Raw genomic sequence first — 15,571 nt, 5'->3', positions numbered from 1 at the left:
ATCAGCGAACCGCGATGGCCGGCAATTCAAAGCCATGAGTCGGTGGTTGGCCGATCGAATTCGAACGTCTATTCAATTTCCGGGGCTGTGGTGGATTCCCGGGTTGCGCGGTTCGTCGTGGGAGCGTGCCCGGTGCCAGCGCCTGAGCAACCCTTCGGGCACCTCTTCCGCCGTGAGCGCGAAGACGAGGTGGTCGCGCCAGGCTCCGTCGATGTGGAGATAGCGCGGGCGCAGTCCCTCCTCGCGGAATCCGAGTTTCTCCACGACCCGGCGGCTGGGCCCGTTCTCCGGGCGAATGCAGACCTCGATGCGGTGCAGTCCGACGGTGCGGAAACAGTGGTCCACCACCAGCGCCACGGCGGTCGGCATCACTCCGCGGCCGGCGACCGCCTCGTCCACCCAGTAACCGATGTGCCCCGAGCACATCGAGCCCCAGGTGATCCCGGCGACCGTCAACTGCCCGACCAGCCGCCCCTGGTACTCGATGACGAACGGCAGCATCCGGCCCGCGTTCGCCTCGGACCTCAGGTGGCGGACCATCTGCCGGTAGGTGGGGCGGTGCGCCAGCGGCCCGCCGGGCGCGGGCGGCGGGATGGTGGCCTCCCAGGGCCGCAGCCAGTCACGGTTGCGCCGGTTGACCTCGCGCCAGGCCCGTTGGTCGCGCAGCTTTATCGGCCGGAGGAGGACATCGCCGTCCACCAGCTCGACGGGCCAGGATGGGCTGTTCAGCTCGCACCCCCCGTACCGGGTCTGGGGTGGTCGCCGCCGCGGATCTGGTCGACCGCGTGGACCAGCAGGGGTTCCAGGACGGCCAGGCCGTCCTTCACCCCGCCGGTGGAACCGGGCAGGTTGACGATCAGCGTGCGTCCCGCCACTCCGGCCAGGCCCCGCGACAGCGCCGCGGTGGGCACCTTGTCCCGGCCGAACGCCCGGATGGCCTCCGCGATGCCCGGCACCTCGTGGTCGAGCACCCTCCGGGTCGCCTCGGGGGTGCGGTCCGTGGGTGAGACGCCGGTGCCGCCGGTGGTCACGATCACGTCGTAGCCGGCCTCGACGCCGGCGCGCAGGGCGGCCTCCACCAGGTCGCCGTCGGGGACGACCCGCGGGCCGTCGACGGCGAAGCCGAAGTCCTTGAGGCCGTCGGCGATCAGCGGGCCGCCCTTGTCCTCGTAGACACCGGCGGCGGCCCGGTTGGAGGCCGTGACGACAAGAGCGCGGTACGTCATGCCCGGCTCCAGTCGCCCGACTTGCCGCCCGTCTTCTCCTCCACCCTCACGTCCGTGATGACCGCCCCCTTGTCGACCGCCTTGACCATGTCGATCACGGTGAGCGCGGCGACCGAGACCGCGGTGAGGGCCTCCATCTCCACGCCCGTACGGTCCGTCGTCTTCACGGTGGCCCGGATCTCCACCGCGTCGTCCGCGACCGACAGATCCAGTTTCACACCGGACACGGACAAGGGGTGACACAGCGGGATGAGATCGGGGGTGCGTTTGGCGCCCATGATGCCCGCGATGCGTGCGGTGGCCAGGGCGTCGCCCTTGGGGACGCCCTCGCCGCGCAGCAGCTCGACCACACGGGGCGAGACGAGCACGCGGCCGCTGGCGCGGGCGGTGCGCGCTGTCACGTCCTTCTCCGACACGTCGACCATGCGGGCGGCGCCCGCGTCGTCGATGTGCGTCAGTCGGTCCTGCCTGTCTCGGCCCTGCGTGCCTGGGTCCTGCGTACTCATGCGTGTGTGGCGCTCCCGGTCCGGGCCCGTCGCGGTGCGGCGCACGGGCCTGCTGTGCGCGACACGGTACCGCCAAGCAGGGGCGCCGGGCCGGGCAGGACCGCACCGCGGGCGCACGCGCGCGGGGGGTCAGCCCAGCAGGACGACCTCGACCTCGGTCCCGGGCTCTACGGTCTCGACGTCCTCGGGGACGACGATCAGCGCGTCGGCCTGCGCCAGGGCGGCGACCAGGTGGGAGCCGGCGCCGCCGACCGGGCGCACCGTGCCGTCCGCGTACGTGCCGCGCAGGAACTGGCGGCGGCCCTTCGGCGAGGTCAGCGCCCTGTCGGCCGTCAGGGTCGCCCGGGTCCGCGGCCGGTGGACGTCCTCCAGGCCCATGAGGGTGCGGATCGCGGGGCGGACGAACAGCTCGAAGGACACGTAGGAGGAGACCGGGTTGCCGGGCAGGGCCAGCAGCGGGGTGTGGTCCGGGCCGATGGAACCGAAGCCCTGCGGCTTGCCGGGCTGCATGGCGAGCTTGCGGAACTCCACGCCGCTGCCCGGCTCGTCCTCGTCGGCGACGTGGGCGAGGGCCTCCTTGACGACGTCGTACGCCCCGACGCTCACGCCGCCCGTGGTGACCATGAGGTCGGCGCGGACCAGTTGGTCCTCGATGGTGGAGCGCAGGGTCTCGGCGTCGTCGGCGACGGCGCCCACCCGGTAGGCGATGGCACCGGCGTCGCGGGCGGCGGCGGTGAGGGCGAAGCTGTTGGAGTCGTAGATCTGGCCGGCGCGCAGCTCCGCGTCGGGCTGGACGAGTTCGCTGCCGGTGGAGAGCACCACCACGCGCGGGCGTGGGCGGACCCTCACCCTGCCGCGGCCGATCGCGGCGAGCAGGGCGATCTGCGGCGGGCCGAGGACGGTGCCCTCCTTCAGGGCGCGGTCGCCGGCCTTGACGTCGCTGCCCTTGGCGCGCACGTGCGCGTGTGCCTCGGCCGGGCGGTAGACGTGGACGTGACCCTCGGCGCCCTCGGGGGCGAGGCTGCGGGCGCGCATGCCGCTGGCCGGGCCCTCGCCGATCCCGCCGTCGGTCCACTCGACGGGCACGACGGTCTCGGCGCCGGGCGGCAGCGGGGCGCCGGTCATGATGCGGGCGGCCTGGCCGGGGCCCACGTGCAGCAGGTCGGCCTGGCCGGCAGCGACGTCCCCGACGACCTCCAGGACCGCCGGGAACTCCTCGCTCGCGCCCGCGACATCCGCGACCCGTACCGCGTACCCGTCCATGGAGCTGTTGTCGAACGGGGGCAGGGACACCGGCACCGTGACGTCCTCGACCAGGACGCAGCCCTGGGCGTCGAGCAGGTTCAGCTCGATCGGTTCGAGGGGGCGGACGGTCGCGAGGATGTCCTCCAGGTGCTCGTCCACCGACCAGAGGTGGTCCGGGCCTGCGGTGCGGGGCGCGGCGCTGCTCAAAGTTGCTGCATCTCCTCGGTGACGTAACGGCTGAGCCAGGTCCGGAAGTCCGGGCCCAGATCTTCACGTTCGCACGCGAGTCTGACAATGGCACGGAGGTAGTCGCCGCGGTCGCCGGTGTCATAGCGGCGGCCCTTGAAGACGACGCCGTGCACCGGGCCGCCGATCTTCTCGTCGGCCGCGAGCTGCTGGAGGGCGTCGGTGAGCTGGATCTCGCCGCCGCGGCCGGGCTCGGTCTGCCGCAGTATGTCGAAGACGTGCGGGTCGAGCACGTAGCGGCCGATGATCGCGTAGTTGGAGGGGGCGTCGGCCGGGTCGGGCTTCTCGACCAGTCCGCCGACCTTGACGACGTCGCCGTCCTCCGTCGTCTCCACCGCCGCGCACCCGTAGAGGTGGATCTGCTCGGGGGCGACCTCCATCAGCGCGACGACGCTGCCGCCGCGCTGCTCCTGGACCTCCACCATGCGCTTGAGCAGCGGGTCGCGCGGGTCGATCAGGTCGTCGCCGAGCAGGACCGCGAAGGGCTCGTCGCCGACGTGCGGGGCGGCGCACAGCACGGCGTGGCCGAGGCCCTTGGGGTCGCCCTGGCGGACGTAGTGGATGGTCGCGAGGTCGCTGGACTCCTGCACCTTGGCCAGGCGCTCGGCGTCGCCCTTCTTCTCGAGCGCGGACTCCAGTTCGTAGTTGCGGTCGAAGTGGTCCTCCAGGGGGCGCTTGTTGCGGCCCGTGACCATGAGGACGTCGTCGAGGCCGGCGGTCACGGCCTCCTCGACCACGTACTGGATCGCCGGCTTGTCGACGACCGGCAGCATCTCCTTGGGAGTGGCCTTGGTGGCCGGCAGGAACCGGGTGCCGAGGCCTGCTGCGGGAATGACAGCCTTGCTGATCCGAGGGTGCGACTGAATCATGCCCGACACCTTATCCGGTGCCTTTGCATGGAATCTGAGGCTCCGGTTATTTGGCTCTCATATGAGCGTATTGGAACGGTACGGGAACGACCTTGGTACACAACGGACGTACGAACGACCCTGACAAGCGGACGTTGCGGCGGGAGCTCCTCGCGGTGAGGAACAGGTTGACGGCCGATGACGTGCGGGAAGCCGCGGCCGCGCTGGCCGTGCGGGCGCTGGGGCTGCCCGAGTTGGCGCGGGCGCGCACGGTGGCGGCCTACGTCTCCGTGGGGAGCGAACCCGGCACGCTCGCGCTGCTGGACGCGCTGCGCGCGCGGGGCGTGCGCGTCCTGCTGCCGGTGCTGCTCCCCGACAACGACCTGGACTGGGGCCTGTACGGCGGGGAGGGCTCCCTCGCGCGCGTGCAACACGGCGGGAGGATGGCCCTGTTCGAGCCGGCCGGGGAGCGTCTCGGGCCGGAGGCCGTGACCGCCGCCGACGCCGTCCTGCTGCCGGGCCTGGCGGTGGACGCGCGCGGGATGCGGCTGGGGCGCGGCGGCGGATCGTACGACCGGGTCCTGGCCCGCCTGGAACGGGCGGGGGCGGATCCCGCGCTGGTGGTGCTGCTGTACGACGCCGAGGTCGTCGAGCGCGTCCCCGAGGAGGCCCACGACCGGCCCGTGCACGCGGTGGTGACACCGTCGGGGGTGCGGCGGTTCGGGTGACCGGGCGGGGATGACGGAAGGGGCCCGCACGCGCGCGTGCGGGCCCCTTCCGTCAGGGTGCGGACGTCACGGCCGGAGCACCAGCGTGTCGCGCGTGCTCTTGTCGACCGCCTGGTCCGAGAACGACCAGGGCAGCAGCTCGCCGTCGGCCCACTTGTCCGTCTGGTCGACGTAGTGGGCGCTGTAGGCGTGTCCCGAGGCGCCGGTGAGGTTGATCCACCGCGACTTGTCGAGGTCGCCGAGGTTGACCACCATCCGCATCGACGGCACCCACACGACGCCGTAGCCGCCGGCGGCGTTCCAGCCGGTCGCGTTGACCGCGGCCTCGCCGCCGCTGAGCTTCCAGGGGCCCCGGTTGAGGACGTACTGCAGGAAGCCGGGGCCGTCCGTGCCCAGGGTCTGGTTCTTCAGGAACAGGCGGTGCAGCCGGCCCCAGCTCCAGGTGTCGATGTCCTTGCCGAGCTTGGCGGTCAGCTCCCAGCGGGCGTCGACCATGGCGCGCTTGAACAGCTCGTCGCGGTTGTCCGCTCCCTCGCGGTTGCCGGCCTCGGGCGTCTTCCACCAGTCGCTGTCGGGCTGGTCCATGAGCGTGCGGACCACCTCGTACCAGCGGTCGCCGCCGTCCGGCTGCGCCTGGTCGGGCTCGCGCTGGCCGCACTCGCGCACCTTGTCGGTCCGGTCGACGGGCCCGGTGGTGTTGACCGGGTCCACCCACAGGCACTGCCCCTTGACCCGCAGCTCCTTGGGCAGTTTGTTGCCGAAGGCGAGCTTGAGGATGTTGCGCCACACGGCGTTGAAGTACGCGGCGGCCGCCGAGTCGGCGTCCTGGGTGTAGTCCCAGCCCTCCAGCAGCTTCTGCGCCTCGCGCACGTCCTTGTCGCCGGTGTCGATCTTCAGCAGCCGGGGCACGAGCAGCTTGGCGATCTCGTTGCTGTTGTCGAGCTGCATCTGGCGCATGTCGTCGGTGGAGATCTTCCCGCCGTCCTTGATCTTCGACTCGATCAGGTCGGTGATGCGCTGGCTGCGGGCGCCGTAACCCCAGTCCGTGGTGAGGGTGTAGGGGTACTTGTCCTTGTCGACGACGGCCTGGTTGGCGGTGACGATGTAGCCCTGCTTCGGGTCGTACTCGTAGGGCAGCTGGTCCTGCTTGAGGTAGCCGGTCCAGCGGTACCGGGGGTCCCAGCCCGGCGCGGGGATCGAGCCGTCGTGGCCGTCCGCGCGCGTGGGGATCTTTCCGGGCAGCGTGTAGCCGATGTGGTCGCGGGTGTCGGCGTAGATCAGGTTCTGCGAGGGCACGTCGAACAGGGCGGCCGCCGCGCGGAAGTCGCTCCAGTCCTTCGCCCTGTCCATCGCGAAGACGGCGTCCATGGTGGTGCCCGGCTGGAGCGCGGTCCAGCGCAGGGCGACGCCGTAGCCGTCGCCGCGGTCGGGGGCGGCGGTGTCGACTCCGGCCTTCTTGCCGACCTTCACGAGCTCGTCGGAACGGTCGGACAGCAGGGGTCCGTTGTTGGTCTCCCGGACGACGATCTTCCGGGACTCACCGCCGGCGACCTTGATGGTCTCCTCGCGCGTGGTGAACGGCTTGACCTTGCCGTCGTACAGGTAGCCGTCGCCGGTGATCTTCTCCAGATAGAGGTCGGTGACGTCGACGCCGGAGTTGGTCATGCCCCAGGCGATGTCCCGGTTGTGGCCGATTATCACGCCGGGCATGCCCGCGAAGGTGTAGCCGGTGACGTCGTACTGGCACTTGGCGGAGACGCTGCGGCAGTGCAGGCCCATCTGGTACCAGACGGACGGCAGCGAGGGCGACAGGTGCGGGTCGTTGGCCAGCAGCGGCTTGCCGGTGATGGTGTGCTCGCCGCCCACGACCCAGGAGTTGGACCCGATGCCGTTGCCGTTGACGCCGACGGCCGTGGGCAGGTCGTCCAGGACGCCCTGGAGGCCCGTCAGCTGGCTCTGCAGGGCCGAGGTGCCCGAGGAGGTCCCGGTGCCGGTTCCGCCGCCCGCGGAGGTGCCTGCCGTGCCCGCGGTGCTCCCGGTGCCGGCTCCGGTGCCCGCCGTGCCCACCGTGTCTGTTCCGGTGCCCGTGCCGGTGGTGCCGTCACCGCCGTCGAACGTCTGCGTGAGCTCGTTGTACTGGCCCTGCTGGACGATCGTCTTGTTGCGGCCGTAGGGGTACTCCGGGTACAGGTCGGCGATCTGCTTGGGGCCCAGGCGGCTGGTCATCAGGGCCCGGTCGATCTCGTCCTGCATGTTGCCGCGCAGGTCCCAGGCCATCGCCTTCAGCCAGGAGACGGAGTCGACCGGGGTCCACTTCTGCGGCTTGTAGTCGTTGGTGAACCCGAGCGCCGCGTACTCCAGGGAGATGTCCTTGCCGTCCTTGCCCTGGAGGTAGGCGTTGACTCCCTTGGCGTACGCCTGGAGGTACTTCTTCGTGGCGGCCGACAGCTTGGTGTCGTACTCCTGCCTGGCGATCCGGTCCCAGCCCAGGGTGCGCAGGAACTCGTCGTTCTTCACCTGGCTCTTGCCGAACATCTCCGACAGGCGGCCGGCCGTCATGTGGCGGCGCACGTCCATCTCGTAGAACCGGTCCTGCGCCTGGACGTAGCCCTGCGCCATGAACAGGTCCTCGTCGGTGGAGGCGTAGATCTGCGGGATGCCGTAGCCGTCGCGTTTGACGTCCACGGGTCCCGACAGGCCCTCCAGCGTGAGGGAGCCCTTGGTCTGCGGGAAGGAGGCGCGGACCGTGCTGATGGACCAGTACGCCCCGTAGGCGACGCCGCCGATCAGGGCCAGCACCAGTACGAGCACGATCAGACGGGCTCTGCGCCCCTTCTTCCTGCCGGACTTGCCGGGCTGCTGACCCGTGGAGGCGGTGGTGTTGGGGGGCATCGCTGTCCTTGCTGTCCTAACGCGAGCGGCAGGTTCGGCTGTGCTTTTAACTGAGCGCTGGAGCAACGATAGGCGCAGGGCCCGACACCACTGGACGCGGAGTCGAGAACCGGCGCGTACGAGCGTTCGATCTTGCCCGGTCGATCGTCAAGAAATCGTCAAGAGTTAGGTAAGGTAACAAAGTAGTTTGCTGCGAAGCGTCCCGGCTTCGTGTGCGATGTACGTGGTACGTGAGCTCCCGCGCGGGGTGCGCGTGTGAGCCAGGGAAGGAAACGGCCGCTGACTGTCCACCACCTCAACCAGCTCCTGCTCGTCTGCTCGCTCGTCCTGATCGTCGCCGTCGCAGCGGTCCGGGTCTCCTCGCGCAGCGGGCTCCCCAGCCTGCTCGTGTACCTGGGCATCGGCGTCCTCATCGGACAGGACGGCATCGGCGGCATCCACTTCGACAACGCCGAGCTGACCCAGGTGATCGGGTACGGGGCCCTGGTCGTGATCCTGGCCGAGGGTGGTCTGGGCACGAAGTGGAAGGAGATCAAGCCCGCCCTGCCGACCGCCTCCACGCTGGCGCTGGCCGGGGTCGCGGTGAGCGTCGGGGTGACGGCGTCGGCCGCGCACTTCCTGATCGGGCTGGAGTGGCGTCAGGCCCTCATCATCGGCGCGGTGGTGTCCTCGACCGACGCGGCGGCCGTCTTCTCGGTGCTGCGCAAGGTTCCCCTCCCCACGCGCGTGACGGGCACGCTGGAGGCGGAGTCCGGCTTCAACGACGCCCCGGTGGTCATCCTCGTGGCCTCGCTGTCCACGGCCGGACCGGTGGACCACTGGTACGTCCTGCTGGGCGTGATCCTGCTGGAGCTGGCCATCGGCGCGGCCATCGGGCTCACGGTGGGCTGGCTGGGCGCCTGGGGCCTCAGGCATGTGGCGCTGCCCGCCTCCGGCCTCTACCCGATCGCCGTCATGGCCATCGCCGTCATGGCGTACGCGGCGGGCGCGACGGCCCACGGCAGCGGCTTCCTCGCCGTCTACCTCGCCGCCATGGTGATGGGCAACGCCAAGCTGCCGCACTGGCCGGCCACCCGCGGGTTCGCCGACGGGCTCGGCTGGATCGCCCAGATCGGCATGTTCGTCCTGCTCGGCCTGCTGGTCACCCCGCACGAACTGGGCGAGGACTTCGTCTCGGCACTGGTCATCGGGCTGGTGCTGACCATGGTGGCCCGTCCGCTGAGCGTCGTGGTGTCCCTGCTGCCGTTCCGCGTGCCGTGGCGGGAGCAGGCCCTGATGTCCTGGGCCGGGCTGCGCGGCGCCGTGCCCATCATCCTGGCGACCATCCCCATGGTGGAGGGTGTCGAGGCCAGCCACCGGATCTTCAACATCGTCTTCGTCCTGGTCGTCGTCTACACGCTGCTCCAGGGGCCGACACTGCCGTGGCTCGCCCGCAGGCTGCACCTGGGCGACGGGCAGGAGGCCGCCGACCTCGGCATCGAGTCGGCTCCCCTGGAGCGGCTGCGCGGGCATCTGCTGTCGGTGGCGATCCCCGAGGGGTCGAAGATGCACGGCGTCGAGGTCCACGAGCTGCGGCTGCCGACCGGCGCTGCCGTCACCCTGATCGTCCGGGAGGGCAAATCGTTCGTCCCGCTGCCCACGACGGTCCTGCGGCGCGGCGACGAACTGCTCGTGGTCGCCACCGACCCCGTCCGCGACGCGGCGGAGAAGCGGCTGCGCGCGGTGGGACGCGGCGGCAAGCTGGCCGGGTGGCTGGGCGTCAACGGGACGCAGGACTAGAAACCCAGGCACACCAGGCACCAGGCACCAGGCAGACCGGGAACGCGAGGAACGAACGCAGCGAGCAGGCCCGCAGGAGTAATCCCAGGCGACGGGGCGCATGGTGCCCGGTTTCACAGGTACGCCGCGCTTGATCCCTGTAGGATGCAGGCGTCACCCAGATCGAACCAACTCTGCCTGACGCAGAGCTGGCGCGACCGCATGGCGGCCGGGACACCCCTCCTCGACTCAGCGGGCCCCGGTATCTACCGCAGTCCGCGCAAGAGGACAGCTCTCGGCGTGCCCGTGACGTGAACGGGCGGCGCTACCAGGCGGCAGAAAGGCACGGGCCGTGGCGTCCACGGTCACCACGTCGAAGAACTCGGCGACGCCCTCGCGCCCGGGATACGGACAGCTGCTGCGCACCCGCGGCGCCTGGACGTTCCTGCTCCCCGGCTTCGCGGCGCGCCAGCCGTTCGCGATGCTCACCCTCTCCATCGTGCTGCTCGTACAGCACACCACCGGCTCGTACGGCGCGGCAGGCGCCGCCGCGGCCGTCACCGGCGTCTCCATGGCGCTGTTCGCGCCCTACAGCGGCCGCCTCGCCGACCGCTACGGGCAGCGTGCGGTCCTGGTCCCGGGCGTCCTGGTGCACGCCCTGGCGGGCCTGACCCTGACGGCGTTGGCCCTCGGCGACGCGCCCTTGTGGGCCCTGTTCGCGGCTGCCGTGCCCACGGGTGCCTCGGTGCCGCAGATCGGGCCCATGGTGCGCGCCCGCTGGGGCGTGAAGCTCAAGGGCTCCCCGCTGATGACCACGGCCGCGGCCTTCGAGTCCGTCACGGACGAGCTGACCTTCGTCGTCGGCCCGCTGCTGGCCACCGCGCTGTGCACCGCCGTGCACCCGGCCGCCGGCCTGGTGACGGAGGCCTCCCTGACACTGCTCGGCGGTCTGCTGTTCGCCGCGCAGCGGAGCACCCAGCCGTCGGTCACCGCCGCGGCCGGGCACGCGCGCGTGGAGCAGGTCTCCGCCCTGCGCGTCCCCGGGGTGCGCGTGCTGATCGTGACGTTCCTGGGCATCGGGTCCGTCTTCGGCGGCATGCAGGTCTCGCTGGCCGCGTTCACCGAGTCGATCGGCGAGCCCGGTCTGAACGGCGTCCTGTACGGCGTCTTCGCCGCGGGCAACATGCTCTCCGGCATCGTCTGCGGCGCCATCGCCTGGAAGGCGGCCCCGCAGCGGCGGCTGGTCGTCGGCTACACGGCCCTGGCGCTGGCCGCCTCCGGGCTGTGGGCCGCGCACTCGGTGCTGCTCCTGGCCGGTCTCGGCCTGCTGGTCGGCATGTGCATCGCGCCCACCCTGATCACCGGCTACACCCTCGTCGAGAGCCTGGTCCCGGCCGGTGCCCGCACGGAGGCCTTCACCTGGCTGACCGGCGCGGTCGCCCTCGGCCAGGCCGCGGCCGTCACGGTCGCCGGACAGCTGGAGGACCGCTTCTGGGACGGAGCAGGTTTCCTGGTCCCGATGGGCGGCACGCTGCTCGCCCTGGTCACCCTGCTGGCGCTGCGCTCACGGCTGGCGGCGGGGCCCCGCGGGCGGACCGTCGCACGTGGCGTGGGTCACCGCGTCCCCCTTGCGGTGGACTGAACGCAAGGAATAGGTCACTATGGTTCGTCGTTAGCACTCATTGAGTGAGAGTGCCAGGAGGAAGACAGTGCCGACGTACCAGTACCAGTGCACCGAGTGCGGCGAGGGCCTCGAGGCGGTGCAGAAGTTCACCGACGACGCCCTCACGGACTGCCCGAGCTGCAAGGGCCGCCTGAAGAAGGTGTTCTCGGCGGTCGGCATCGTCTTCAAGGGCTCCGGCTTCTACCGCAACGACAGCCGCGGCTCCTCGTCGAGCAGCTCCCCGGCGTCGTCGAAGTCGTCGAGCTCCTCCTCGTCGTCCTCCGACTCGGGCTCGTCCTCGTCGTCCGCGTCGTCGAGTTCGTCGTCCAGCTCGTCGTCGAGCTCCAGCAGCACCGCCGCGTAAGGCCCGCTTCTCACGGGACCCTGTCGTCGACCGACGACAGGGTCCTCGGCGTTCGCGCGTGCGGTTAGGGTGCGAGCATGGTGAACAAGGCGAACGCCGAGATCGGCGTGATCGGCGGCTCCGGCTTCTACTCCTTCCTCGACGACGTGACCGAGATCCAGGTGGAGACCCCGTACGGGCCGCCCAGCGACTCCCTCTTCCTGGGTGAGGTCGCCAGCCGGCGGGTCGCCTTCCTCCCCCGGCACGGCCGCGGCCACCATCTGCCGCCGCACCGCATCAACTACCGGGCCAACCTGTGGGCGCTCAGGTCGGTCGGCGCGCGCCAGATCCTCGGGCCGTGCGCGGTGGGCGGCCTGCGCCCCGAGTACGGACCGGGCACGCTGCTGGTTCCCGACCAGCTGGTCGACCGTACGAAGTCCCGGGCGAACACGTACTTCGACGGGCTGCCGCTGCCCGACGGCACGATGCCGAACGTGGTGCACGTGTCGCTGGCCGACCCCTACTGCCCCACCGGACGGGCCGTCGCGCTGAAGGCGGCGCGCGGGCGGGACTGGGAGCCGGTGGACGGCGGCACGCTGGTCGTGGTCGAGGGGCCGCGCTTCTCGACCCGCGCCGAATCGCTGTGGCACCAGGCCCAAGGCTGGTCGGTGGTGGGCATGACCGGACATCCCGAGGCGGCGCTCGCCCGCGAGCTGGAGCTCTGCTACACCTCGCTGACCCTGGTCACGGACCTCGACGCCGGAGCCGAGACCGGCGAGGGCGTCTCCCACGAGGAGGTGCTGCGGGTGTTCGCGGCGAACGTGGACCGGCTGCGGGGTGTGCTGTTCGACGCGGTGGCGGCGCTGCCCTCCACGCAGGAGCGGGACTGTCTGTGCGCGACGGCGCTGGGCGGGATGGATCCGGGGTTCGCGCTGCCGTGAGCGCCGGGGGCGGGGCGGGTGCTGAGGCCGGGGTGGGTCGGGCGCCGGGCGGGTTCGGGCGCTGGGACCGGCGCCGGGCGGGTTCGGGCGCTGGTACACCGGTGCCGGGCGGGTTCGGGTGCTGGTACACCGGTGCCGGCGCCGGGGTGGAACGTCACCTTCGGGTGAGCGAGTTGTCCACAACCGGAGAGTAGATCCACAGGCCGGAGTGGGCGGCGGCGTGAGGCCTCATCGTGGGACGCGCCAGCACATCGCGGGCTGGCAAGCCCGATCCCTCGTCCCCGGTGGTGGTCTCCGTGTCGCTGCGTCCTTCCCTGCATCGGTCCGCTTCATTGTCTCTGCCTGCTTCTTCACCTCTGTCTGCCTCTGCACCTCCGTCTGCTTCTTCACCTCTGTCCGCTGTCACCGCCTCGACGCCCCCCTCCGCTCCGTGCCCGGGCCCGCCCGGTGCCGATGTGCCTCCTCCCTGCGAGGTGCCGCCCTTCGCTCCCGTACGGGTGCGGGGAGGATGGCGTGGGCGTGGCCCACTCGTACGGCATCGCTGGCGGGCCCTGGCGGCCGGGCTCGCCGTGACGGCGGCCGCGCTGGTGGCGGCCGGACCGCAGGACTCCGACGGGGCCCGCGGACATCCGCCGGGCCCGCCGTCCAGCCGTGCCGCGTCGTCGGCGGCGGCCGGGGACCGTCCCGGCCGCCCGCTCCGCACCGTGGGCACGGTGACGGCACCGGTGCGGATCGCGGACGCGGCCGCGGTCCGGTTGCTGCGGCCGGGCGACCGGGTCGACGTCATCGCCGCCGTGGACGCGGTGACGGGCGGCGAGGCCCGGGCGGTCGCGCGGGGGGCGCGGGTGACGAAGGTGCCGGAGCCCCTGGAGGGTGCGGCGGACGGCGGGGCGCTGGTCGTGCTGTCGGTGCCGCGCGCCACCGCGGCGCGCCTCGCGGGCGCGAGCACGACGGCGCGGCTGGCGGTGACGCTGTGGTGAGCGGGGCGCTGTGCGCCGCCCCGTCACATGCCTCCTACGAGGGACCCGGCTGGACAGTCCGGCCCAACGTTGACGTAGGTTGCGGAGCGTTTCGTTCCACAACCCGCTTGTACGAAAAGAGGCCCCGAGGTGAGCGAGAAGAAGGAGCCGAGCGTCTGGCAGGGCTTCAAGGCCTTCCTGATGCGCGGGAACGTCGTCGATCTGGCTGTCGCGGTGGTGATCGGCGCCGCCTTCACCAACATCGTGAACTCGGTGGTGAAGGGCATCATCAATCCGCTGGTCGGCGCGTTCGGCACCAAAAGCCTGGACCACTACAGCTCATGTCTGAAGGCCCCCTGCAAGGTGGCCGCGGACGGCACGGTGACGAGCGGTGTCCCGATCATGTGGGGTTCCGTCCTCGGCGCCACGCTCAGCTTCGTGATCACCGCGGCCGTCGTCTACTTCCTGATGGTCCTGCCGATGTCCAAGTACCTGGCCCGGCAGGAGGCCCGCAGGAAGGAGCAGGAGGGCGCGCAGGAGATCGTCGACGTCACCGAGCTGGAGGTGCTCAAGGAGATCCGGGACGCCCTGGTCGCCCAGCGGGGCTCGGGCCACGACCGGCAGTGACGCCGACTGCGGCCCGACCGGTTCAGAGGTGGTGGGGCGGCTTTTCGTCCAGGAAGCGCTTCAGGTCGGACACGGCGTCGCCGTCCGTGCGCTCGCCCCATCCGCCGTCGGTGTCGTCCGAGGTCTGCTGGTCCAGCGGGTCGTCGAAGACCAGGGCGGGTTTCGGCTCGCGCGGCTCGGGGTCGGGGGCGGTGCTCATGCGTCCAGGGTACGGCCCAGGGCCCGGCCCGCGGTCCGGCCGTTGGGCCCGCCCGCTCCCCTTGTGGACCCGCTCGCGAGAAAAACCGGGCCCCGTCTGTTGTGCTGAGAGGCATGACGTCGAGCCCGTCCCCCGCATCCGCCTCGCCCGGCGGGCCGGACAGCCGCGGACCGCTGCGCCGGCTCCGGGCCCGCGGCCGCGACGAGGCGCACCGGTCCGCCACCCCGCTGGAGCTCTTCTTCGACCTGTGCTTCGTCGTGGCCATCGCCCAGGCGGGCATCCAGCTGGTGCACTCCGTCGCCGAGCGCCACGCGGGCGAGGGCATCCTCGACTACGCGATGGTGTTCTTCGCCATCTGGTGGGCGTGGATGAACTTCACCTGGTTCGCCTCGGCGTACGACAACGACGACGTGCTGTACCGGGTCGTCACACTGGTGCAGATCGCGGGCGTCCTGGTCCTGGCGGCCGGGGTCTCGCGGGCGTTCGAGGACCACGAGTTCCTCGCCGTCTGGCTGGGCTACATGATCATGCGGCTCGCCCTGGCGGCGCAGTGGCTGCGTGCGGCCCTCGCCGGGGAGGGCCCGGAGCGGACGACGGCGCTGCGGTACGCCGTCGGGGTCCTGCTCTGCCAGATCGGCTGGCTGGGGCTGCTGTTCCTGCCGGTGGAGGCCCGGCCCTGGGTGTTCCTGGTGATGGTGCCGCTGGAGCTGTGCGTGCCACCCCTCGCGGAGAAGGACCACCCCACGACATGGCACCCGCGCCACATCGCGGAACGGTACGGGCTGTTCACCATCATCGTGCTGGGCGAGACGATCGCCGCGGCCACGGTGGCCGTGAAGTCCGGCATCGACGAGAACGACGCGCTGGACGAGCTGCTGCCGATCGCCGCGGGCGGGCTGCTGGTCATCTTCGCCGCCTGGTGGATCTACTTCGTGGTGCCCATCCACGGCCATCTGCGCTCCAACAGGCAGGCGTTCCTGTGGGGCTACGGCCACTACCTGGTGTTCGCGTCGGCGGCGGCGATCGGTGCGGGCCTGGAGGTGGCGGTGGAGCAGACGGTCGGCACGGCGCACGTTTCGACGCTGACCGCGTCGGCCGCCGTGACACTGCCGACGGCGCTGTTCCTGCTGACCGTGTGGGCGTTGCACGCGCGGCACTTCAAGGTGGGCATCTCCCAGCAGCTCGTGCTGCCGACGACGGCGCTGCTGGTGATCTGCTGCACGTTCCTCGGGCACTGGGCGGTGCTCGCGGCGGGCATCGTCTCCGCGCTGGCGGTGGCGACCGGTACGACGCTCACCGCGCGCCGGGCCGCCCGGGCGACCAGGACGGCGGCACCCGCCGGCTGACGTGGCGTCGCGGCGGCACCGATGCGCCAGGCCGCTGCACGAGA

15 protein-coding genes are annotated in these 15,571 nt (G+C 71.4%); 8 read left to right on the top strand and 7 right to left on the bottom strand.

Features of this window, described 5'->3' with window-relative positions; all coding sequences use genetic code 11:
* Positions 1 to 72: 72 nt before the first annotated feature.
* From ACFPZJ_RS22050 to galU, 5 genes are all read right to left on the bottom strand, one after another.
* Complete coding sequence (locus ACFPZJ_RS22050; RefSeq protein WP_381024255.1) at positions 73 to 699, bottom strand: GNAT family N-acetyltransferase; 627 nt, start codon at positions 697 to 699, stop codon at positions 73 to 75.
* A gap of 26 nt (positions 700 to 725) precedes the next feature.
* Positions 726 to 1,226, bottom strand: coding sequence for a MogA/MoaB family molybdenum cofactor biosynthesis protein (locus ACFPZJ_RS22045; RefSeq protein WP_381024253.1), 501 nt, complete (start codon positions 1,224 to 1,226; stop codon positions 726 to 728).
* Complete coding sequence (gene moaC, locus ACFPZJ_RS22040) at positions 1,223 to 1,732, bottom strand: cyclic pyranopterin monophosphate synthase MoaC (protein ID WP_381024252.1); 510 nt, start codon at positions 1,730 to 1,732, stop codon at positions 1,223 to 1,225. The genes ACFPZJ_RS22045 and moaC overlap by 4 nt, the downstream gene beginning before the upstream one ends.
* Before the next feature lie 129 nt (positions 1,733 to 1,861).
* Positions 1,862 to 3,184, bottom strand: coding sequence for a molybdotransferase-like divisome protein Glp (glp, locus tag ACFPZJ_RS22035; RefSeq protein WP_381024250.1), 1,323 nt, complete (start codon positions 3,182 to 3,184; stop codon positions 1,862 to 1,864).
* On the bottom strand, positions 3,181 to 4,092 hold the full coding sequence (gene galU, locus ACFPZJ_RS22030; RefSeq protein WP_381024247.1) for a UTP--glucose-1-phosphate uridylyltransferase GalU: 912 nt from the start codon (positions 4,090 to 4,092) through the stop codon (positions 3,181 to 3,183). The genes glp and galU overlap by 4 nt, the downstream gene beginning before the upstream one ends.
* A gap of 92 nt (positions 4,093 to 4,184) precedes the next feature.
* Between galU and ACFPZJ_RS22025 the strand changes: the two genes are divergently transcribed.
* The gene (locus tag ACFPZJ_RS22025; protein ID WP_381024244.1) at positions 4,185 to 4,799 is read left to right on the top strand and encodes a 5-formyltetrahydrofolate cyclo-ligase; all 615 of its coding nucleotides are present in this window, start codon (positions 4,185 to 4,187) and stop codon (positions 4,797 to 4,799) included.
* 66 nt (positions 4,800 to 4,865) lie between these two features.
* Here ACFPZJ_RS22025 and ACFPZJ_RS22020 read toward each other — a convergent pair whose 3' ends face one another.
* Positions 4,866 to 7,691 (bottom strand): penicillin acylase family protein, encoded by a 2,826-nt coding sequence (locus tag ACFPZJ_RS22020; protein ID WP_381024241.1) that lies wholly within the window; start codon positions 7,689 to 7,691, stop codon positions 4,866 to 4,868.
* A gap of 255 nt (positions 7,692 to 7,946) precedes the next feature.
* Between ACFPZJ_RS22020 and ACFPZJ_RS22015 the strand changes: the two genes are divergently transcribed.
* The 6 genes from ACFPZJ_RS22015 (at position 7,947) to mscL (ending at position 13,982) form a co-directional block, all read left to right on the top strand.
* Positions 7,947 to 9,470 carry a potassium/proton antiporter gene (locus ACFPZJ_RS22015; RefSeq protein WP_381024239.1) on the top strand — a complete coding sequence of 508 codons (1,524 nt, stop codon included), beginning with the start codon at positions 7,947 to 7,949 and terminating at the stop codon, positions 9,468 to 9,470.
* 331 nt (positions 9,471 to 9,801) lie between these two features.
* Positions 9,802 to 11,091: an MFS transporter gene (locus ACFPZJ_RS22010; protein ID WP_381024236.1), complete on the top strand. Its 1,290-nt coding sequence runs from the start codon at positions 9,802 to 9,804 to the stop codon at positions 11,089 to 11,091.
* Positions 11,092 to 11,158: 67 nt separating this feature from the next.
* Positions 11,159 to 11,476 carry an FmdB family zinc ribbon protein gene (locus ACFPZJ_RS22005; protein ID WP_381024233.1) on the top strand — a complete coding sequence of 106 codons (318 nt, stop codon included), beginning with the start codon at positions 11,159 to 11,161 and terminating at the stop codon, positions 11,474 to 11,476.
* A 77-nt stretch (positions 11,477 to 11,553) separates the two neighbouring features.
* On the top strand, positions 11,554 to 12,396 hold the full coding sequence (locus ACFPZJ_RS22000; protein ID WP_381024231.1) for an S-methyl-5'-thioadenosine phosphorylase: 843 nt from the start codon (positions 11,554 to 11,556) through the stop codon (positions 12,394 to 12,396).
* 455 nt (positions 12,397 to 12,851) lie between these two features.
* The gene (locus ACFPZJ_RS21995) at positions 12,852 to 13,376 is read left to right on the top strand and encodes a CpaB family protein (protein ID WP_381024229.1); all 525 of its coding nucleotides are present in this window, start codon (positions 12,852 to 12,854) and stop codon (positions 13,374 to 13,376) included.
* 129 nt (positions 13,377 to 13,505) lie between these two features.
* Positions 13,506 to 13,982 carry a large conductance mechanosensitive channel protein MscL gene (gene mscL, locus ACFPZJ_RS21990; protein ID WP_381024227.1) on the top strand — a complete coding sequence of 159 codons (477 nt, stop codon included), beginning with the start codon at positions 13,506 to 13,508 and terminating at the stop codon, positions 13,980 to 13,982.
* Positions 13,983 to 14,004: 22 nt separating this feature from the next.
* Here mscL and ACFPZJ_RS21985 read toward each other — a convergent pair whose 3' ends face one another.
* Positions 14,005 to 14,181, bottom strand: a complete 177-nt coding sequence (locus ACFPZJ_RS21985; protein WP_381024225.1) for a hypothetical protein — start codon at positions 14,179 to 14,181, stop codon at positions 14,005 to 14,007.
* A gap of 113 nt (positions 14,182 to 14,294) precedes the next feature.
* On the opposite strand from ACFPZJ_RS21985, the gene ACFPZJ_RS21980 reads away from it, so the two are divergent.
* Positions 14,295 to 15,527, top strand: coding sequence for a low temperature requirement protein A (locus ACFPZJ_RS21980; RefSeq protein WP_381024223.1), 1,233 nt, complete (start codon positions 14,295 to 14,297; stop codon positions 15,525 to 15,527).
* The last annotated feature ends 44 nt before the right edge of the window (positions 15,528 to 15,571 follow it).

Origin of the sequence: Streptomyces bullii (assembly GCF_042657145.1) — a bacterium.
Taxonomy (GTDB): Bacteria; Actinomycetota; Actinomycetes; order Streptomycetales; family Streptomycetaceae; genus Streptomyces; species Streptomyces bullii.
The sequence above is the reverse complement of the archived record's forward strand: the minus strand, read 5'-3'. Positions and strand labels throughout refer to the sequence as shown.